Raw genomic sequence first — 23,010 nt, 5'->3', positions numbered from 1 at the left:
ACCGACAATAAATCCGGTGGCACAGCAATGTTATACGGGATCACCATTCAGCATAACCTTATCGGGCACGACTTATAATGGCTCAGCAACCTATAGCATTGGTAGCGGGTATCAAGCAAGTCCGACATTTACAATAAATGCACCGGGGACTTATACGGTAAGCATCCAGGATGATAATGGTTGTGATGCTTCAACAACTTACGTAGTAGCGCCGCAATTGTTATTGTCAGCTAACCTGACTAAAGACTTGGATTGTACGGTTACACCAGATGGAACGATCAACTTGACGCCAAGCGGAGGAACAGGAACCTATACGACCTTTGAGGTTAACTTTAATGGTGGCGGGTTTGCAGTGATTGCAGGATCACCATATACAGTAACTACAGATGGGACTTATGAGTTTAGGGTGACGGATTCTCAAGGTTGTCAGGCAGTATCTAATACCATTACGGTAAACCCATTATCAACACCGACGCTTACAGAGGTCCATACGGATGTAAGCTGTATAGGAGGAGCAGATGGAAGCATTGTAGTAACGGCTTCCAACGGCGTACCACCATACCAATACAGTATAGATAACGGCGCGACGTTCCAGGCATCGAATGTATTTAATGGATTGAATGTAGCAGGAGGGCCATATAACGTAGTGGTTAGAGATGCCAAGGACTGTGATTCGGCTGCCACCGTAGTGAACATTACGGAGCCATCAAGTGTTACGGGAACCGCGGCATTGACCCAAGGGTTGACCTGTGGAGCGGGCAACGCTACCCAGTCGGCCACAGTAACGATTACCCCAGATCCAGGTGCAGGTACGCCCCCATATATGTATAGTTTTGACGGCGGGGTTAATTTTACATCGAACAATACGTTTACAACGAATACGGCAGGCGTGGTATCCGCTATAATTAGGGACAGTAATGGCTGTACGAGTGCACCTATTACAGAAACCGTTCCAGCTTTGGATCCTCCGACCGACTTGGATTTTGTATCGACACCAGTGACCTGTTTGGCATTGACAAGTACCGTTACCTTAACGGCTACAGACGGCGTGGGACCATTGGCCTATGCTATTTTGTCGCCAGCCAGTGCCACAGGGAATGTAACGGGGGCAGCAAGCGGAATATTTACAGGTTTAGCCCCAGATACCTATCTGTTTGAGGTAACCGATGCCAACGGATGTACCTATGAGGAATTATATACGGTTGACCCTGTAGTGAATATTACGGTTTCGGGCGTGTTGGTTAACGATGTAAGCTGTAATGGTGGTTCGGATGGAGCAGTGGATTTTACGGTTGGAGATTTTGCAGGAACGTATAGCTACACCATTAATGCAGGAGCGGCAATAACAGGTCAATCGGCAGCAACGATTAATTTAACAGGGTTGCCAGCAGGAAACCAGGTAATTGTTGTAACGGACGAAACCACGGGCTGTACCGATACGTTTACGGTACCAGTTGGGGAACCAGCAGCTCCTTTATCATTTACAGCTACAGCAACAAATGTATTCTGTACTAATTATAACTCACAGATTACAGTTACAGCATCAGATGGAACAAGCCCTTATACCTATGCGGCAGTAGTATCAGGAGCAGCGGCTCCACTACCAGCAGCATACGGTACTAATAATATTTTAACGGTTGATACAAATTTAGGAACAGATTTAGTCTGGGATGTGTATGTTTTAGACCAAAATGGTTGTCCAGAAATGGATACCGTTACTATTATTAACGATCCGTTACCAACTGTAACAGTTCCTGCGATGGCTTCATGTATAGCAGGGGCAGACCCGTTTACTTTTACGGTAACAAGTAGTACAGGTGTAGCTCCTTTAGAATATTCTATAGGAACTGGTTTCCAATCTAGTGGAACATTTACAGTTGCAACAGCAGGAAGCTATACAGTAACAGTGAGAGATGCTAATGGTTGTACAGCGACCAGTACTCCAGTAACAGTTTATGAACCTTTAGGATTAACCCCAGCAATAACAACATTGCCTGGCTGTTCTGATGATGATGGTGTAATAACAGTAACACCGTTCGGAGGTTCAGGATCTTATGATTATACTATAAGTCCAAATCCAGTATCCATAAGTTTAGCTGGTAATGTATTCTCAGGTGTACCTTCAGGTACTTATACTATTGAAATAACAGATACAGTAACGACATGTACAAATGATGTTACAGTAACGTTATCTGCTGCTACGCCAGTTACATTCACGACAGATGTTGTGAATGTGAGCTGTAATGGTGGGAACGATGGTTCAATTACAGTAAACTTACCAGTAAGTAATGATAATCCAGTTTATACATATGAGATAACGGCTCCTATTGTAGTAGCGCCACAAACCTCAAATATTTTTACAGGATTGGTTGCTGGAAACTATACCGTACGAGTAAATTCTGGTAGAGGATGTTTCGATACATCTGTGGTACCAGTTACAGAACCTACACTTTTAACGGTGTCAGGTACAGCAACACCGTATGCATGTGCGCCAGATAATTCTGTAAATGCATCCATATTAACCATTAATGAAGGAGCAGGAACAGGAACTGCACCATATACATATAGTATTGACGGTACAAATTACTTTACCGCGAATACATTTGATATTATAGATACAGGAAGTCCGCAGACCATCAATATCTTTGTGAGAGATGATAATGGATGTGTAGCGACCAATACAGTAGCTATAGCACCATTACCAGCGTTGGTAGATGCATCTGTAGCGATTGTAACACCAATTGATTGTAATGGTACAGGTTCTGTCGCTATAACAGTTACAGGTGGCTCTGGAAACTTTAGTTACCAAATGTTGCCAAGCGGTACGCCTCAGGCTTCAAATACATTTAATATAACAGATCCAGGAGATTACTATTTCCAAGTGAATGATCTGGATACAGGTTGTACCATAGTGACACCACCATTTACTGTTGTGCCTTTTGATACGATTGATGCCGTGATAACGGCTACAACAGCGGTGACTTGTTTTACAGATACTAATGGCACATTTGAAATTAATGTAACTGGATATACAGGACCTTATAATTATGATATATTGGATAGTACGGGAGCTTCGGTAAGAGGTATCACAGCTGCCAATACATCAACAAACCCAGAAGTTGTAGGCGGGTTGACGGGAGGTAATTACACCGTAGTTGTAACCGAAACGGCGAGTCCGTTCTGTACAACAACATCGAATGTAGTGACTATAGATTCTCCAGCTTCTGCATTAACAGTAACCGCTTCAGAAGCTGCTAATGTGACCTGTGATAATAATGCAGGTGTCATTACAGCAGTAGCTAGTGGAGGTAGAATACCTTACGAGTATGAGTTAACAGGAGCTGCAACGGTTGCATATTCTTCAAATGGAACATTTAGGGATTTGGCAGCTGGCGTTTATACAGTAAATGTTAGAGATGCTGGTGGCTGTATAGCTTCCGATCCGATTACGTTAACAATTCCAACACCTATTGATGCGACGGTAACACCAAGCACTAACTTATTAGCGTGTTTTGGAGATAATAATGCAAGCATAACAGTGAGTCTGGTTACTGGTGGACAAGGAAGTAATTATTCTTATACACTGAATATGGTGTCTCCAACGGCAACATCGTCTGGACCTCAAACTTCTCCAGTATTTACAGATTTAGGTGCAGGAACTTATAATGTTACTGTGACCGATGGATATAATTGTGAGTTCAATTCACCTAATGTGGTTATTAATGAGCCTACGCAAATAGAAACAACTTTAGCAGTAGCTACTACGCAAACCTGTTTAACAAGTAGCGAATTAACATTAAGTGCTACGGGAGGAACAGGACCATATACGTATAGCGATACGCCTAATTTTGTAACCACTTTAGGGTCGTTTGCATCATCAGTAACAATACCTGTGGGTGTTGGAACTCATGTTTATTATGTGAGGGATGCGAATGGTTGTAATGCGAATGCTTCTAATGAAATTAGAATTGATCCGCTTCCAACATTAGTCGTTAATTTAGAATCGGCGAATCCGACCATTAATTGTGCAGGTGATAATACTGGTAGCATTACTGCTACAGCCCAAGGTGGTTTAGGCAATTATGTGTATACTTTGCAAGATGGATCGGGAACTAATATCACACCACTTACACAAAATAGTACAGGAGTTTTCACTGGCTTAATAGCTGGAACGTATCAGGTAAGAGTGGATAGTGATGATTGTTTAGCTACGTCAGCATTGATAACGATTACAGAACCATCAGCACCATTGGAAGCAACTTTTGTGCCAAGTGCTGTGTCATGTCCTGGTAGTAATGACGGTATTTTACAAATAAATGCTACTGGAGGTACTGGGTTGATTAGATATGCTATTTCTCCTAGGTTAGATCAGTTCTTCGAAACATCGACATTTGAAGACCTAGCTCCAGGTACTTATCAAGCTATTGCACAGGATGAATTAGGCTGCTTTGTTTTTGAAAGCTTCACAATTGGTGCACCAACTCCAGTGATAGTAAATGTTGTTCCTGGTTCAATAATGCCTGAGGTTTGTGAAGGTGATTTGGATGGTGAATTTAGTATTGAAATTTCAGGAGGACAAATGCCATATAGTGTAGCCTTAGATGACATAAATGGTGTGTATACAACAGGAACTGCGACGCAAACACAATTTGATTTTGCAAATCTTGCAGGTGGAGATCATATCGTTTTTGTTAGAGACGCACTTGGTTGTGAGTCTGAATGGAATATAGACTTCCCAGAATCAGTAAGTATTAACCCAGTAGCTAATATTGAATACGGTTGTACAGGTAATTTATCAACCAATACAGTTACGGTAACTGCAGATGTCACTGACCTTACAGAATTGGACTACTCATTAGATGGTGGGCCATACCAAGCCAGCAATGTGTTTGTAAATGTGCCACCTGGATTAGATCATTTTATAGATGTAAGACATACAAACGGTTGTATTCAAAGAACCGAAAACTTTGATATTTCTCAATTCGATCCATTAATGCTTGTGTTAGAAGATGGTGAATTAAACGAGATTGTTGCTGTAACCAGTGGCGGAGCCGAACCATTTGAATATACACTTAATGGTGAGTCTTATGGAAGTGAGAACAAGTTTATTATTTACGCATCTGGAGATTATACAGTCACTGTGACCGATAGTAATGGTTGTGTGGCTACTGCTACCAGATATTTTGAATACGTAGATGTGTGTATTTCTAATTACTTTACACCTAATGGCGATGGTGACCTTGATGAATGGGGGCCAGGTTGTACGTCACAATACAAAGACCTTACTTTCGATATTTTCGATAGATATGGTCGAGCCATAGCAACATTACGCGTAGGAGAAAAGTGGGATGGTAAATACAATGGCGCAGAACTTCCAACTGGAGATTATTGGTATGTATTAAAACTCAATGATCCAAAGGATGACCGTGAATTTGTTGGGCATTTCACACTTTATAGATAATGAAAAATGAGATTATGATTTTAAAAACTAAAAGGATTCAAATGCAAAAACTATTTATATATATGTTTCTCTTGGTTATAGCTAACAGCTATAGCCAGGAGTTAAACTTACCAGTTTTTACACAATATTTAGCAGAAAATAATTTTGTAGTCTCACCAGCATATGCAGGTATTGGAGATAACCTAAAGACCAGAGCCAATGGTTTAACACAATGGGTTGGTATAAAAGACGCCCCACAAAACCAATCCGTTTACGCCGATTTTAGAATCGCAGACCGTTCTGGTATTGGGTTATCTTTTTATAATGATAGTAATGGACTTACCTTGCAAAAAGGAGCTAAGTTCTCATTTGCGCATCATCTTATTTTAGATTACTATGCAAAAATGTACTTGTCTTTTGGTATTTCTTATAATCTTAATCATTTTAGAATCGATGTTGCAAATTTTGAAAACAATTCCCAAAACCCGGTAAATACGATACCAACTGATGATAGGTCTACCACAAATAATAATTTTGATGTTAGTGCATTATTTAGATGGAAAGGTTTTTTTATGAGTTTTAATGCCAATAATGTTTTGGGTAAAGATATTGATGAGTCCATTAGAAGATTAGAACCTAATCTACTTTTAAATTATCAAATTTACTCAGGGTATACATTTAGAGGCCCTAAGAAGAGTGGTCTGGAATTCGAACCATCCGTGTATTACCAATTATTTAGTAGTGATAGCAGATCGAGTACAGATTTAAATTTTAAGTTTAGAAAATTTAATAGGAAAGAAGATTATTATTGGGCTGGAATATCATATCGTTTTCTTAATGATCAATTTTTTAAGCCCTTGAATATTGGTCCAATGGTAGGTTTTAAAAAGTCTATTTTCTATTTAGGATATGCTTATCAAATAACAACAAACAATCTATCCAGTTTCAACTCTGGTACACATATGGTTACTATAGGCTTGGACTTTTTGCGAGGTATAAGTAATTGTCCATGTACACAAAGTCCTGTGCATTAATAAAACATTGAGTAAACTTTATAATCAGTCTTTTTTATTAAATAAATTATGAAAAAACTTGCCTAGTTTAGAGCGTTCAATGTCTCCGTTTTTAATTTTTAACCGACGCTCTTTACTTTTCCTTTTATAAAATTTAAAGTGGTTTTTTCTTCTTAACTTATTTAATCGTTTTCTCTCTAGTTCTTCAGGTGAATATGTGTAATGAGAGTTTCCAACGGCATCACCAACTACAACTTCGATATCACCCAAAATATCTTCTTCTAGTTCTAGTAAAACAATATTAGGTGTTTTTTCTGTGATTTTAATTTCTTTCGACTCATAGCCCAGATAACTTATCTGTAATGTATCACCTAATTTGGCTTCTATAGAAAAGTTACCGTCAGGATCACTTGTCGTGCCTCTAGTTGTCCCTTTAATCAAAATGATGGCTCCTGGTAACGGAAGTTTGTCAGTATCTCTTATAACGCCTCTAATATAATTTCCTTTTTTATCAATTGAAGAATGTTTATTTGTTTGCATTTTAGCTTTTTGTAAAGTATCCCGTTGTTCGACTTTGGTTGGTTTTTGTGAATATGTATATTGGCTAGTAAGGCCTAAGAATGCAAATAGACCTGATGCTACGAAAGATAAATAGGTATTAGTCCCTTTTCTTCTTAATACAAGCTCCCTTTTCAATTGAGTGGCTTTAAAACGGCCACAAATATTCGAATTTTCTATAAAAGTTTTTACAATGTATTCATCAGTTTTAGAAGTGAAATCAAAAACAGTTTTTTGACAAATGTTGCAATGCCTTCCTTTTTCTTCAGGGGTCATTTTATTCCAGTCCTCACGACAGGGTTTTGGGATATTAATATTTATTACTTTTCTCATGGTTCAAATAAAGAGAAGATGGACATAAAATAAAACCAAAAATGAGTAAACAAGTCTTTTGATTGAGTAAATAAAACAAAATAGTGTCCAGCTGTTAAATTAGAAAGTGTGTTAAAGAATAAACTTTATATAAATAGTGGATTATGAAACCCACCCATTCTATGTTTTACTTGTGTTATAAATAAGTCTTTTAAAAAAGTGATTAAAATGATACTTTGAAGAAGAAAAAAATCAAATTTAACATTTTATTAGTATGTTAAAGTAAGAAAAATGTTTCCTTAGTATAATATAAATAAAAACACGATTACGAATGATTAAGCAACACGTTAAAGTCATACCGTTTTTACTTTTTGTAGTAAGTATAACACTTAATACACATGGACAAGAGGCTGTTGAAAATTTAGAATTAGATAGATTGCTGCCTATAGACCAAAGTATAAGAAAGGGGGTGCTCCCAAATGGTTTGACTTATTATCTAAAGAGTACAGATGTCACTAAAGATGTAGCAAGTTATTACATTATTCAAAATGTGGGTTCCGTTTTAGAAAATGATAACCAACAAGGCCTGGCACATTTTTTAGAACATATGGCTTTTAATGGAACCAAAAATTTTGAAGGAAAAGGAATTTTGAATACCATGCAAAAACATGGATTGGTTTTTGGAAAAGATATAAATGCCTATACATCTTTTGATGAAACAGTGTATAATATAAACAATATACCCACAATACCAGAACTTATAGACACAGGCTTATTGGTTTTACATGACTGGTCAAATTACTTATTGCTAACAGACGAGGAGATTGATGCAGAACGAGGTGTTATTAAAGAGGAATGGCGTACAAGGCAAAGTGGAGGCATGCGAATTCTTCAGAAAAATATAGGAACTATGTTTAATCATTCAAAGTATGCACAACGTTTGCCGATTGGTTTGATGGACATTGTTGAGAATTTTGAATATAAAGCATTGCGTGACTTTTACCATGATTGGTATAGAACCGATTTACAAGCCATTGCTATCATAGGAGACATAGATGTTGATCAGGTCGAGGAAAAAATTAAAGTATTATTTTCCAAGATTCCAGCGGTAAATAACCCGAAAAAACGTTTTGTGATCGACATTCCAGATAACGATGATATGTTATATTCTATGGCTATGGATGAAGAAGTTACTACATCCAATATGAGTTTTGGAATCAGACACCCAAAACCATTGAAAGAAGAAACGGTTGCAAGCTTAAAAACTTCCTTATTAAATGGTATGGTAACAAGGATGCTATCTACAAGAATTAATGAACTTTCCAAAAAACCAGATGCCACTTTTTTAGCAGCACGTATAGGGTATTCCGATCATTCTAGAACAACAAAAGCCTTTAATATGGCTGTGTATCCAAAACCAAACCAACAACATGCCGCATTTAAATCTGTTTTAACAGAAGTTAATAGAGCAGTAAAGTTTGGTTTTGCCAAAGCTGAGATAGATCGAACGATTACAAATTTTAAAAGTTATTACGAAAACCAGATAAGTAAAAAGAATGATATATCTCATAATCGTATTGTAAAATCAATACAGGATGATTATTTAAATAATGTTGCTATAACAGATATTGAAAAGGAGTTCGACATCGTAAAAACAATTTTTAGCGTATTAAAACCAGAAGAGATCCATACAGCTCTTAAAAAACTATATACAGATAAAAACAGGTTTTTAACAGTAACAGGTGTAAAAGGCAATAATAATTTAACCAAAGAAGATGCACTAAATATCATCAACGAAGTGGAGCATGACACCTCTATAGAAGCTTATACCGATGACTTTGGAGGAAAGACATTAATTTCTGGAATCACAATTAAAAAAGGGACGATTACTTCAGAAGAAGAAAATGAAGCATTGGCTTCAACGACATTTAATTTAGGTAATGGTATTAAAGTACATTACAAATTTGCTAACAAAAATGCTAATGATGTAAAATTAAAAGCGATAAGTAAAGGAGGTAGGTCATTGTTAAATGATTCAGATTTACCTTCGGCAGATTTGTTAACTAATGTTATTCAGTTTTCGGGATTAGGAGATTATTCTGCTACAGACCTACCAAAAGTATTGGCAGGTAAAACAGCAAATACTAAAATTAATATTTCAGGGTTAACGGAAAATATTTCGGGTTCTTCCGTAACAAAAGATACAGAAACCATGTTGCAAATGGTTTATCTACGTTTCGTAAAACCTCGTTTTGATGAGAGCGGATTTGATGTTATCATGCAAAATGTGGAGAACTACAAAATAAGGAGAAAAGAAAACATTTCCGAAAAAATGAGGGATAGTATGACCGTTGCCTTATATGGTAATAATAATCCAAAACGACGTCTATTTAATGACGATTTTATTAAAGATATTTCTTTTGATAAAATAAAGATGATCTATAATGACAGATTTGGAAATGCAGCAGATTTTGAGTTTTTTATCGTAGGCGATATTCAAAAAGATGCTCTCAAACCATTACTGGAGAAATACATAGCTAGCATACCTACTAGTAATGTAAAAGAATCATGGAAAGATAATTCAACACCATGGCTAAGTAGAAAAATAGATAAAGATATCTATCTAAAAATGGAAGATCCAAAAAGTTCTGTAAGGATTTCTTATAAAAATGACTATAAATATAGTTTGAAAAATGCTTTATTGGCTCGTGCTTTTGGTGATATGTTAGATTTAAGATATACCGAAACGTTAAGAGAAGAAGAAGGCGGAACTTATGGAGCAAGCACTAGTGCTGGTTTGTCTAAGCGACCTTTGCAAAAAGCGTCTGTTTCTGTCAATTTTGATTGTAACCCAGAAAAGGTAGAAACGTTGATAGCTATTGTACATGAAGAAATAAATAAAATTGCGAATGGAGATATCATTCAAGTAGATTTAGATAAAACATTAACAAATTATTTAAAGGAACGAAAACAGCAAAAAGACTATAATAGTTATGATATGCGTTTGTTAACACGTTTTTATCGTGAGGGTTATAATATGAATGATTCAAAGAACTTTGAAGATATTATCAATAATATTACAGTAAAAGATATTCAAAACTTTGCTAAAGCACTTTTAAAAGATGCTAAGTCTTATGAAATTGTATTCAAGCCCAAAGTTTAAAATATTATTTGCAGTAAATAAAACATAAAATTAAATAGCAACATCTTTCTTAATACCTTTGTTATTGTGTTAATTATATTTTTGAGTTAGTCTGCTAAAATATACATAGAAAGATGAACAAAAGAGGCTGTTAATAAGTACTTAGATGTTTGCCGATTACAGTTATGAACTTTTAAATGAAGACATCCCAACTGCGTTCGATGAGACAATTTTTTGTTTTAGACGGCCTCTTTTAAAAATATAAAGTATTATGAAAAAGCTTGTACTCTTATTAGCCTTATTTTCTTTAACTATAGGGAATTCTCAAATTTTAGATCCAGTGAAATGGACTACCTCTGTAGAGAAAATATCTGATACAGAATATAAATTAATCTCTAAAGCAAGTATTGAGTCTGGCTGGCATCTCTATTCGCAAGAAGTGCCAGAAGGAGGTCCAATACCTACAACATTTACTTATGATGATGCTAATAAAACCATCAAAATAAAAGGGAGCACAAAAGAGGGAGCAGGTCATATTGTTGATGACCCTATTTTTGAGATGAAAATTAAGTTTTTTGGAGAAAGTGCTGTTTTTGAGCAAATAATAGAAGTGACCAAAAACACAAAAACTATTTCGGGAACTGTAGAGTTTATGGTGTGCGACGATACCAGATGCCTGGCTCCAAAAGAAGTTGATTTACTATTTAATATAAATGAATCAGGAGAAAGTAATTCGAACAAGGTTGATCATAATAAAGAATCTCCAACTAAGGTTGATACTACAGACGACAATAATTTAACGGAAGCAACAGAAGGTGGGGACGAAGTAATAAAAGTAGCTCCCGATATGTCAGCTAACGATACTAGTATTGATTATAAACTACATCACTCAAAAACAGAAGATATAAGCGCAAGCTTTAACTTATCAGGAGAGAATGATTCGAATGAATCTGACACTAAGAAAGCAGTTCATATATCATTATCAAATAAACCAGCTTCAACAGTAAATAATGCTGTTGTAAATAGCTTATTGTATGGTCTGACCTCAGAAGATTTAAGGATCTCTAATGTTAAATGTGAAAGTGAAGTTTCAAGTAGTGCCTCAGAAGTACAAAAAGGAGGGAAATCGTTATGGGGTATTTTCGGCTTGGGTTTTCTAGGAGGATTATTAGCTCTTTTAACACCATGTGTATTCCCTATGATACCGCTAACAGTAAGTTTCTTTACTAAAAAAAGTGGACAAAGTAAAGGCTCAGGAATTTCTAAAGCATTGCTTTACGGTTTTTTCATTTTTGCTGTGTATATCATTTTAAGTATCCCTTTTCATCTTTTGGATTCCGTAAATCCAGATATATTAAATGAAATATCAACGAATGTATGGCTTAATGTAATATTCTTTGCTATATTTTTATTTTTTGCTTTTTCATTTTTCGGATATTACGAATTAACATTACCATCTAGTTGGACAAACAGGACAACCCAAGGAGAGAATTCTGGAGGGCTTGTTGGCATTTTCTTTATGGCACTAACACTAGCTATAGTATCTTTCTCTTGTACAGGACCAATATTAGGCTCATTATTAGCAGGATCATTAACTTCAGATGGAGGTGCATGGCAGCTTACAGCAGGTATGGCAGGCTTCGGTGTATCTTTGGGCTTGCCTTTTGCATTATTTGCAATGTTTCCAAATATGATGAATGCCTTGCCAAAATCTGGAGGTTGGCTAAATACGACCAAAGTGATTTTAGGCTTTTTGGAATTGGCGTTGGCGTTTAAGTTTTTATCGAATGCCGATTTAGTTGCGCATTGGAATCTTTTAAAAATTGAACCCTTTTTAATACTTTGGATTATTATTTTTGGAGGTTTAGCATTGTACCTGTTTGGTAAAATTAAATTTCCTCATGACTCCCCAATTAAAAAGCTATCTTTTTCAAGAATAGCAGGGGGGGTATTGGTTGCAGCATTTACAATTTACTTGGCCTCTGGATTTAGGGTAAACAAAGAGACCAATACATTTACACCGTTAACACTGTTAAGTGGGTTGGCACCACCAGTTGGGTATAGCTTTTTATATCCTAACGACTGCCCCAATAACTTAGACTGTTTTAAAGATTTAAAAACAGGGATTGCTTACGCCAAAAAAGTAAATAAGCCTATTATGTTAGATTTTACTGGATACGCTTGCGTGAATTGTAGAAAAATGGAAGAGCATGTCTGGTCCCTCAAAAAGATCGATGATTATTTAAGAAATGATTATGTACTAATATCCCTTTATGTAGATGATAAAAAAGCATTGCCAGAGGCAGAACAGGTAAATGTTAACAGAATAAATGGAGGTACAAGAAAATTAAAAAATTATGGTCATAAATGGGCTAATTTTCAAACACAATTCTTTCAAAACAATTCGCAGCCTTATTATGTATTGTTAAACTCCGACGGAACTAAAATTTTAAATCAACCAGCCGATTATACACCAGATGAAGATGAATATGCACAGTTTTTAGAATGTGGATTAAAAGTTTTTAATGAAAGCAAGAATGAGTAAAACCTTAAGCGTTTCGAAACTGGAATTATATTTCGAGCCCTTTCGAAATAATATAGTTGGTTTTAACAAATCTTTTGAATCCCCTTACGGCAAACAGAAAATTATTTATGCCGATTGGACAGCTAGTGGGAGGTTATATGGACCTATAGAAGAAAAACTTCTCAATGAAATAGGACCTTTTGTAGCCAACACACACACCGAAACCTCTACAACAGGTTCTGCTATGACTCTGGCATATCATAATGCAAGAAACATTATTAAAAAGCATGTAAATGCTTTAGAAGAAGATGTGCTCATAACGGTTGGAACAGGAATGACAGGGGCTATTAACAAGTTTCAACGTATTTTAGGCCTAAAACTAAATGAGAATTTAAAAGATCATACACAGATTCCCAACGCTTTAAAACCTATCATTTTTGTATCTCATATGGAGCACCATTCCAACCAAACTTCTTGGTTGGAAACGATTGCAGATGTCGAGGTTATTCCCTCAAATGAAGAAGGATTGCCCTGTGCTGAAAATTTGGAAAAACTTATTGAAAAATATAAAGATTGTCCAATTAAAATAGCAGCTATTACAGGATGTTCCAATGTAACAGGTATTAGAACCAATTATCATGAAGTAGCAAAAATCATGCATCGGAATAATGGCTTGTGTTTTGTGGATTTTGCATGCTCAGCACCCTATGTAAATATTGACATGCATCCAGAAGATGAAGAAGCATATTTAGATGCTATTACTTTTTCGCCTCATAAATTCTTAGGGGGTCCAGGATCTTCCGGAGTATTGATATTTAATAAAAAGTTATATAAAAACATGGTGCCAGACAATCCAGGGGGAGGTACTGTATCCTATACAAACCCTTGGGGCGATCATGATTATATAGATGATATTGAAACCAGAGAAGATGGTGGTACACCAGGATTTTTACAGGCCATAAAAATAGCACTTTCCATTCAGCTTAAGGAGAAAATGGGGGTACAAAATATTTTGGATAGAGAGCATGAGCTAAATGAGATTATTTTTGAAAAACTAGGTACTATAGAAAATTTAACAATATTAGCTCCAAATCATAGAGATAGATTGGGGGTGTTTTCATTTTTTATTGAAGATGCCCATTATAATTTGGCTGTTAAGTTACTAAATGACCGTTTTGGGGTTCAAACCAGAGGAGGCTGTTCATGCGCAGGAACGTACGGGCATTATTTATTAAATGTTGATCAATCGACTTCGAAGTCTATCGAGCAAAAAATATTGGAAGGCTGTTTAATTGAGCGTCCTGGATGGGTAAGAATGTCTATTCATCCTACAATGACTAATGAAGACATTTATTTTATCTGTAATGCTATAAAAGAAGTGGCGGCAAATTACGAGGATTGGGGGAAAGATTATGAATATAACGCTTTAAAAAATGAATTCATTCATAAAGAAAATCCAAATATTGAAAAAGAAATAACAAAGGGATGGTTTAATTTGTAGTTGTATATTGACGTAATTTAATACGTTATATTCATAATCTTTCATCCATGCTAAGGTGGGTTTTTGTAGTGCTCTGCTCGAAAAGCAGAAAAATTATAAATATTTAGCTATTATTTGATAATTATTCCTTTGTCATTCCTGCGAAGGCAGGAATCCACTAACTAAGCATTAAGTTTCATGTATAGACCGTTCACCAATATTATCTTTATATCCTAGCTAATAAAACTTGTGGGACCTTATTGGTGTAATAAACAATTTATAGCGACGCATGTTTGAGTACAAAAACCAATTAATTGAAGGCTTTACAAAGAAACATGGCTAAGATAAATTATTTTACTTTAAAACGGATCAATATGTTAATGATGCCTTTGAAAGAGAAGAATATAAAGAAATGGAAACCTCAAGGAAAATTGATTTAACGGAAAAATAAAAGCCCAAATGGAAAGACTTGTCTAAAGATTGGGTTTATTTAATTGAGTAAAACACAGAATTGGTTCAATATTTTTACAATTAAAGTGGATTCCTATCTGTGCAGGAATGACAAAACTTAAATCTTATTCGATAACCTCTCTAAATAAAATCAAAAACCCTATTTAAAATAGGATTTCTATTATGTTTATTCCATACCATTGAAAGTGTTGTTTTTTGTTTTATGTTAGCTAATTCAATGAACTTGACTTTTTTATTATTAATATCCATTAAAGATTTAGGAACAATAGAGACTCCAAAATTGTTTTCTACAAGCTTATATATAGAGCTCGCATGAATAGTATTATGTGAAACGATTGGGGTAAAACCGCTATCATCGAAAATTTGCATGACTTTTTCAAAATAGGTAGCGCTATATTTTGGATCGAATAAGATAAACGATTCCTTTTTTAATTGATACAAAGTTTGGAAGTCTTCTTTATTTAAAATGTGGTCATATGGTAAGACCAAACAAAAATTTTCTTTTAAAATGGGTTTTATCTCCAATTCTTTTGGCACTCTGTCTAAACGCACAAAACCTAAATCAATATCATATGACAATAAACCTTCAATTTGCTTATGATTATCCATTTCTTTCAAATTAAAAAGGATATTTGGGTGTTCTTTTTTAAATGCTATCAATAAATTTGGAATCATATCTTGCATAGCAGACCCTACATAGCCAAATTTTAAATCACCTTTTTTACCATCATTTAACAATTTAGCATGATAAAAGGTATGTTCTAGGTTTTTTAAGTTTAGGGTTAATTCTTCTTTGAGGTATTCACCTGCCTTGGTTAGTATAACTTTTCTATTATGCCTTTCAAATAAAACAACACCTAAATCATCTTCCATCTGTTTAATTCGCCTGCTTAACCCTGGTTGCGAAATAAACAGCTTTTCCGCTGCTTTTCTAAAGTGTAAATCTTTAGCAACAGCTAAAAAATATCTGATATGTCTTAATTCTATTTGATAACTCATGGTTATTGTTTATGTTATTAAATGGTATTGTTGGTTATCAAAAATAAAAATAACTTTGTTATTGACCAATTTTTGTAATATGACATTTAAATACGGTATAGATAACCTAACAGTAAATAAAGTACTGGCCATTTCTAAAGGGAAATTGAATGCGGTTATAACTTCAGAAGCAAAAGAAAAGGTGATTGCCTGTAGGAAAAGGGTAGAAGCTATAGCATCTGGAAATAAAGCAGTTTATGGGATTAATACTGGATTTGGGCCCTTATGTGATGTGCAAATTACACTTGAGGAGACAAATAAACTACAAGAAAACTTGCTTATTACGCATGCTGTTGGTGTTGGAGAACCTATAGACAAAATGTTATCTAAAATTATGATGATTTGTAAGGTACATGCATTATGTCAAGGGTATTCTGGTGTTCGATTAGAGTTAATAGAAAGAATTTTATATTTTGTTGATCATAACTTGTTGCCAGTAGTTCCAGAGCAAGGTTCCGTTGGAGCGTCTGGGGACTTGGCTCCACTATCTCATTTATTTTTGCCATTAATAGGCGTAGGCGAATTTTGGATTGGTAACAAAATAGAACGGGCAAAAACTGTATTGGAAAAACATCAATTAAAACCTTTGTCATTACAGGCTAAGGAAGGTTTAGGGTTGATAAATGGTACCCAGTTTATTTTGGCACATACCATTATTGGTTTGCATAAGATGGGATATTTATTGGATTTAGCAGATGTTGCTGGGGCTATGAGTATTGAAGGATATCAAGGGAGTTCTTCTCCGTTTAGAGATGAATTACATAAAATACGTCCTTTTAAAGGCACTATTGAAGTCGCTGAAAGAATGTTTATGTTGCTTTACAAGTCACAAAATGTAGATTCTCATGAAAATTGCGAACGTGTCCAGGACCCTTATTCAATGCGTTGTATCCCTCAGGTACATGGTGCCTCTAGACATGCTTATTATCATTTAAAAGAGTTAGCAGAAATAGAAATGAATTCTGTAACCGATAACCCTATTGTTTTAAGTGATACAGAAGCCATTTCTGGAGGGAATTTTCACGGGCAACCATTGGCTATGGCATTAGATTATGCTTCCATAGCCGCATCAGAGTTAGGGAATATTTCAGATAGGAGATGCTATCTATTATTAGAAGGGAAATTTGGCTTACCCCGATTATTAACGAGTGGAGGTGGATTAAATTCAGGTTTTATGATTCCGCAATATACCACGGCAGCTTTGGTTACAGAAAATAAATCATTATGCTTTCCACCATCGGCAGATAGCATTCCAACATCTTTAGGGCAAGAAGACCATGTGTCTATGGGAAGCATTTCTGGCCGTAAATTCAATCAAATATTAGGAAACATTGATAAAATATTAGCGATAGAATTAATGTATGCAGCCCAAGCTTTAGAATTTAGAAGACCCAACACTTTTTCAGATATTATAGAAGAAAACTTTAGAATCATTAGGAAAAAAGTACCAAAATTAGAGGATGATAGACTTTTAAAAGATGATATCGATACGATGATTCTGTTGGTTAAAAATCAAGCTTTCAATTTAAAGTAAATATAGAATGACATTTCAAGATCAAATATTACAAGGAATTTCTAATAAATTACCAGGTAAAAGAGTTTATCCATCTGGTGTAAATAAGGCGCCTAAGCGGAAAGATATTCTATCAATAGAAGAAAAAAGATTAGCCGTTAGAAATGCGCTACGCTATTTTCCAAAAGATTGGCACAAGGAGTTGGCTATAGAATTTGCTGAAGAATTGAAAGCATATGGTAGAATTTACATGTACAGATTTAAACCAGACTATGAAATATATGCAAGATCAGTTTCAGAATATCCTGCTAAATCTTCACAAGCAGCAGCCATTATGTTGATGATTCAAAACAATCTTGATCCTGCTGTTGCACAGCATCCTGAGGAGTTAATTACCTATGGAGGTAATGGTGCCGTATTTCAAAATTGGGCGCAGTATCTTCTAGTTATGCAATATTTAGCCATCATGACAGACGAACAAACGTTGCATATATATTCTGGTCACCCAATGGGATTATTTCCTTCCTCAAAAGGAGCCCCCAGGGTTATTGTAACGAATGGCATGATGATACCTAATTATTCACAACCTGACGATTGGGAAAAATTTAATGCCCTGGGAGTGACCCAATATGGACAAATGACGGCTGGGTCCTTTATGTATATAGGACCACAAGGAATTGTACATGGAACAACGATTACAATTATGAATGCCTTCCGCAAAATTTTACCTAAAGGAGATGGCCCAAAGGGAAAAATATTTTTAACTGCAGGATTAGGCGGAATGAGTGGTGCGCAACCAAAGGCAGGTAATATAGCTGGGTGTATTACTATTTGTGCTGAAGTGAATCCGAAGGCAGCAATTAAACGTTTTGAGCAAGGTTGGGTAGATGTATTGATTGATGATATGGATACCTTGATTATTAGAGTACAACAGGCACAGACAAATAAAGAAGTTGTTTCTATAGCATTTATAGGCAATGTGGTTGATGTATGGGAGCGCTTTGATGAAGATAATATTTTTGTTCATGTAGGATCAGATCAAACCTCATTGCACATTCCTTGGACAGGTGGTTATTACCCTGCTGGTATGTCATATGAGGAATCAAACCGATTAATTCGTGAAGCCCCAGAACTGTTTAAAGAAAAGGTACAAGCATCATTGCGTAGACATGTCTTAGCAATTAATAAACACACTAATAAGGGGACTTATTTTTTTGATTATGGCAATGCATTTTTGTTAGAAGCGTCTCGAGCCAGTGCAGATGTGATGTCAGAAAATGGGATCGACTTTAAGTTCCCATCGTATGTCCAAGATATTTTGGGTCCTATGTGTTTTGATTATGGTTTTGGTCCTTTTCGTTGGGTCTGTACCTCTGGAAAATCAGAAGATTTGGATGCAACCGATACCATAGCAGAAACTGTTTTACAGGATATCAAGAGAAGCTCACCAGAAGAGATTCAATTGCAAATGCAGGACAATATTACCTGGATTAAAAATGCGAGGAAAAATAAAATGGTTGTAGGGTCACAAGCACGTATTTTATATGCTGATGCTGAGGGACGGACTAAAATAGCAGAGGCGTTTAATAACGCCATTGCGGCAGGTAAAATAGGGCCAGTGGTTCTAGGTAGGGATCATCATGATGTAAGTGGAACAGATTCTCCATTTAGAGAGACATCTAATATTTACGATGGCAGTAAATTTACAGCAGATATGGCCATTCATAATGTTATTGGCGATAGTTTTAGAGGAGCTACATGGGTATCTATTCATAACGGAGGTGGTGTAGGTTGGGGAGAAGTCATTAATGGTGGTTTTGGGCTGTTGTTAGATGGTTCGCCAGAAGCAGAGGCTCGCTTAAAAAGCATGTTGTTCTATGATGTAAACAATGGCATTGCTCGCAGAAGTTGGGCCAGAAATAGTGAAGCTATATTTGCTATGAAGCGAGAAATGGAAAGAACGCCCCATTTAAAGGTAACAATTCCTAATTTAGTAGACGATAACTTGCTTAACAATATATTTTAATGACAACTCTATTCAAAAATATAAAAGAACTTATTCAAGTCCGGGAAAACCCGATACCATTTGTTTCTGGAAAAGCAATGCGCGATTTACCTACTATTAAAAACGCATTTTTATTGATTGATAATGGATTGATTTCTGATTTTGGAAATATGGAAGACTGCCCTAAAACAGGTTTTTCGGAAGTCATCGATACTACAGGAAAAATGATATTACCGTCTTGGTGTGATTCCCATACACATATTGTTTATGCAGGAAACCGTGAAGGCGAATTTGAAGACAGAATTAAGGGATTGTCTTATGAAGCTATTGCAGCTAATGGCGGCGGAATTTTAAATTCAGCCAAGGTCCTACAAGAAACTTCAGAGGACGTTTTATACCAGCAAAGCAGGGAGCGACTGGAGGAGGTTATTCAATTAGGGACTGGAGCTATCGAAATTAAATCGGGTTACGGTTTAACTCTGGATTCTGAACTAAAAATGTTACGAGTTATTAAACGATTAAAGGAGCATTATCAAATACCTATTAAAGCCACTTTTTTAGGAGCACATGCCGTTCCGGAAGTGTATAAAGAAAGTAAGGGCGCGTATTTAAAACTATTGATAGATGACATGTTGCCAAAAATCGCTGAAGAAAATTTGGCCGAATATATTGATGTTTTTTGTGAAACCAATTACTTCTCTGTTGCCGATACAGAGTTAATTCTAGAAGCGGGTAAGGCATTTGGGTTGAAACCAAAAATACATGTTAATCAGTTTACGGCTATTGGAGGTGTTCAGGTAGGCGTGAAGCATCATGCTTTGTCTGTAGATCATTTAGAAGAAATGAGAGATGAAGATATAGAAATCTTAAAAAATACGAATACTATGCCCGTGGCTTTACCAGGTTGTTCTTATTTTCTGGGTATTCCATATACACCAGCTCGTAAAATAATCGATGCAGGATTGCCATTAGCTTTGGCAACAGATTATAATCCTGGCTCTGCACCGTCAGGAAACATGAATTTTGTGGTTTCTTCTGCTTGCATAAAGATGAACATGACACCTGAAGAGGCTATTAATGCTGCCACTATAAATGGTGCTTATGCCATGGGTTTAGAAGCTAAAGTAGGTTCTGTAACCAAAGGGAAACAAGCAAATTTGATTCTTACTAAAGTAATTAATTCCTATGGGACTATTCCATATGCATTTGGATCAAATCAAATAGAAAAAGTATACCTAAGAGGTAAAACGATTGGTGTTTAAGTATGTATTATTGATTATGACTTTAAGTCGGTTAAATCTTTCAGCTGTATTACATTTAGTAAAAATCACATAATATATAACAGCGTATATTTTCTACTTTTCAATAATTTCTACTTCAAATAGTTTATCCCAATGTTTACCAGTCACAAAAATGGTATTGGTCTTTGGGTTATAGGCAATGCCGTTGAGGACATCCAGTGTTTCATGTTGTGTTACTAACTTTTTAAGAGGGGAAAAATTAATAACACCTGTAACGGCACCATTTTTCGGATTAATAATAGCAACTCCATCTTTTTGATAGCGATTGGCATATATTTTCCCGTCTATCCATTCCATTTCATTAACACCAACAATTTTTCCTTTATTGGTATATACTTGGATAAATGATTCTTCAGCTAAGGTTTCTGGATTTAAAAGCCATATTTTTTCTGTACCGTCACTTTTGTAAATTGTATTTTCGTAGTTGCATAATCCCCAACCTTCCTTGCTGTTACCATATTTAAAACTACTTAGTTTATTAAATGAATTCACATCGTAAACAAACCCAGTACCTTTTCTCCATGTTAGTTGATATATTTTGTCATTTAAGATAGTAAGACCTTCACCAAAGTATTCATCTGCTAAGTCAATACCTTTAATAATTTTACCTGTTTTATAGTCAATTTTTCTAAGTTTGGATTTTTTATATTGACCAGTACTTTCATAAAGAGTATCGTTAAAAAACTCTATACCTTGAGTATACGAAGTGATATCATGAGGGTATTCATTTATAATTTTATAGCTATAGACTTTTGGCGGTACATCATTTAATATGGTTACCGTTGTGTTGACCATTTCTTTTTCACTACTATTAAAGTATACGATGGCTTCTACAGTTTGTTTGCCTAATTTGAAATTACGTAATGGAACATTTTCACCAACATTAATACCATCTAAAGCATAAGAAACAGAATCTATTGTATGATTTTTTTTATTTTCTATAGATAGCAATAACGCTTCATTATTAGAAATATCTCCTTTATTGGCATTTGTTTTTATAGAAAAGACATTTTTATTTTTACCAGAATTTGAACCGCAAGAAATAATTAATCCACCTAAAAATATGATTAATAGATATTTGAATGTATTCATTGTTAATTTTTAATTTGAAGCAAGATATTTATTTAAAATCAGTTTAAAAAATCATTGTGAAAATTTTAAAAGATTGTATCTTTGCACTCGGCAAGTCCTACACAACCAGCTCCTGTTGAATCCTCCAGGTCGGGAACGAAGCAAAGGTAAACGGTTGTAGCGGTGTGATGTAGGTAGCTTGCCTTTTTTTGTGCAATAAATTCAAATCTTGAAAGCGCTAGCGAATCAAGATTTTTTAGTTTAATACATTTCCGTGAAGATGGAAACCTTATAATTTTAATTGTATTTTTGGTACTTCAATATATTAAAAAAAGATGTCTAAAGTTGTTTTAATTACGGGCGGTTCCTCGGGTATTGGAAAATCTATAGGAGACTATTTAATTCAAAAAAACTTCATAGTTTATGGAACTAGTAGAAACCCTGACAAATATAAAAATAATAAGTTTTCTATTTTAGCATTGGATGTTAAGGAAAATGATACTATACTAAGCACGGTTCGTACCATTATTGAAAATGAGGGCCGACTGGATGTTGTTATTAATAATGCGGGAGCTGGTATCACAGGGCCTATTGAAGAAATACCAGAAGAAGAAATTAAGAACAATTTTGAGACTAATTTTTTCGGTCCTATAAATGTTATTAAAGCGGTATTACCGCAAATGCGAGAGCAGCAATCTGGACTAATTATAAATGTAACCTCTATAGCTGGTTATATGGGGTTGCCCTATCGGGGTATATATAGTGCCAGTAAAGGTGCTTTAGAACTTTTAACAGAGGCCTTTAGAATGGAACTAAAAGCATTTAATATTAAAATGACCAATGTTGCTCCTGGCGATTTTGCTACAAATATTGCTGCAGGGCGTTACCATGCACCACTTCTTGATACATCTCCTTATAAAGAAACGTATGGTAAATCTTTAAGTTTAATGGATACTCATGTAGATAATGGAAGCAATCCAAATTTAATGGCACATGCTGTATATAAAATTATAAATACAGGAAACCCGAAAGTACATTATAAGGTAGGAGAGTTTATGCAAAAATTCTCAATTGTTTTAAAACGCATATTACCAGATAAGTTGTATGAAAAGTTATTAATGAATCATTATAAGCTTTAACCA

The 23,010-nt window shown here is 35.3% G+C and carries 12 protein-coding genes and 1 other RNA gene; 10 read left to right on the top strand and 3 right to left on the bottom strand.

Annotated features, from left to right (window positions below; genetic code table 11):
• Nucleotides 1-16: 16 nt before the first annotated feature.
• Together HHX25_RS20870 and HHX25_RS20865 are read left to right on the top strand one after the other, a co-directional pair.
• Nucleotides 17-5,461, top strand: a complete 5,445-nt coding sequence (locus HHX25_RS20870; RefSeq protein ID WP_205958089.1) for a T9SS type B sorting domain-containing protein — start codon at nucleotides 17-19, stop codon at nucleotides 5,459-5,461.
• A 41-nt stretch (nucleotides 5,462-5,502) separates the two neighbouring features.
• Nucleotides 5,503-6,474 carry a PorP/SprF family type IX secretion system membrane protein gene (locus HHX25_RS20865; protein ID WP_169677358.1) on the top strand — a complete coding sequence of 324 codons (972 nt, stop codon included), beginning with the start codon at nucleotides 5,503-5,505 and terminating at the stop codon, nucleotides 6,472-6,474.
• A 24-nt stretch (nucleotides 6,475-6,498) separates the two neighbouring features.
• On the opposite strand, the gene HHX25_RS20860 is transcribed toward HHX25_RS20865, so the two are convergent.
• Nucleotides 6,499-7,344 carry a carboxypeptidase-like regulatory domain-containing protein gene (locus tag HHX25_RS20860; protein ID WP_169677357.1) on the bottom strand — a complete coding sequence of 282 codons (846 nt, stop codon included), beginning with the start codon at nucleotides 7,342-7,344 and terminating at the stop codon, nucleotides 6,499-6,501.
• Between the two features lie 310 nt (nucleotides 7,345-7,654).
• Between HHX25_RS20860 and HHX25_RS20855 the strand changes: the two genes are divergently transcribed.
• The 3 genes from HHX25_RS20855 (at nucleotide 7,655) to HHX25_RS20840 (ending at nucleotide 14,490) form a co-directional block, all read left to right on the top strand.
• Nucleotides 7,655-10,486, top strand: coding sequence for a M16 family metallopeptidase (locus HHX25_RS20855; protein WP_169677356.1), 2,832 nt, complete (start codon nucleotides 7,655-7,657; stop codon nucleotides 10,484-10,486).
• Between the two features lie 250 nt (nucleotides 10,487-10,736).
• On the top strand, nucleotides 10,737-13,010 hold the full coding sequence (locus tag HHX25_RS20845) for a protein-disulfide reductase DsbD family protein (protein WP_240964598.1): 2,274 nt from the start codon (nucleotides 10,737-10,739) through the stop codon (nucleotides 13,008-13,010).
• Nucleotides 12,991-14,490, top strand: a complete 1,500-nt coding sequence (locus HHX25_RS20840; RefSeq protein ID WP_240964597.1) for an aminotransferase class V-fold PLP-dependent enzyme — start codon at nucleotides 12,991-12,993, stop codon at nucleotides 14,488-14,490. Before HHX25_RS20845 ends, HHX25_RS20840 begins: the two co-directional genes overlap by 20 nt.
• A gap of 570 nt (nucleotides 14,491-15,060) precedes the next feature.
• Here HHX25_RS20840 and HHX25_RS20835 read toward each other — a convergent pair.
• The gene (locus HHX25_RS20835; RefSeq protein ID WP_169677355.1) at nucleotides 15,061-15,939 is read right to left on the bottom strand and encodes a LysR family transcriptional regulator; all 879 of its coding nucleotides are present in this window, start codon (nucleotides 15,937-15,939) and stop codon (nucleotides 15,061-15,063) included.
• A 79-nt stretch (nucleotides 15,940-16,018) separates the two neighbouring features.
• On the opposite strand from HHX25_RS20835, the gene hutH reads away from it, so the two are divergent.
• From hutH to hutI, 3 genes are read left to right on the top strand one after another with little or no spacing between them, the layout of a single operon-like run.
• Nucleotides 16,019-17,512 (top strand): histidine ammonia-lyase, encoded by a 1,494-nt coding sequence (gene hutH / locus HHX25_RS20830; protein WP_169677354.1) that lies wholly within the window; start codon nucleotides 16,019-16,021, stop codon nucleotides 17,510-17,512.
• Between the two features lie 7 nt (nucleotides 17,513-17,519).
• Complete coding sequence (locus HHX25_RS20825; protein WP_169677353.1) at nucleotides 17,520-19,517, top strand: urocanate hydratase; 1,998 nt, start codon at nucleotides 17,520-17,522, stop codon at nucleotides 19,515-19,517.
• A complete protein-coding gene (hutI, locus tag HHX25_RS20820; RefSeq protein ID WP_169677352.1) occupies nucleotides 19,517-20,758 on the top strand; it encodes an imidazolonepropionase in 1,242 nt (413 codons plus the stop codon). The genes HHX25_RS20825 and hutI overlap by 1 nt, the downstream gene beginning before the upstream one ends.
• Nucleotides 20,759-20,851: 93 nt before the next feature.
• Here hutI and HHX25_RS20815 read toward each other — a convergent pair whose 3' ends face one another.
• On the bottom strand, nucleotides 20,852-21,889 hold the full coding sequence (locus HHX25_RS20815) for a glutaminyl-peptide cyclotransferase (protein WP_169677351.1): 1,038 nt from the start codon (nucleotides 21,887-21,889) through the stop codon (nucleotides 20,852-20,854).
• An 88-nt stretch (nucleotides 21,890-21,977) separates the two neighbouring features.
• Here HHX25_RS20815 and ffs point away from each other — a divergent pair.
• An RNA gene (gene ffs, locus HHX25_RS20810) (signal recognition particle sRNA small type) lies at nucleotides 21,978-22,076 on the top strand.
• 127 nt (nucleotides 22,077-22,203) lie between these two features.
• Nucleotides 22,204-23,007, top strand: coding sequence for an SDR family oxidoreductase (locus HHX25_RS20805; protein ID WP_169677350.1), 804 nt, complete (start codon nucleotides 22,204-22,206; stop codon nucleotides 23,005-23,007).
• The last annotated feature ends 3 nt before the right edge of the window (nucleotides 23,008-23,010 follow it).

The sequence above is a fragment of the Flavivirga algicola genome (assembly GCF_012910715.1).
Lineage (GTDB): Bacteria > Bacteroidota > Bacteroidia > Flavobacteriales > Flavobacteriaceae > Flavivirga > Flavivirga algicola.
This window is presented reverse-complemented; position numbering and strand designations above follow the sequence as displayed.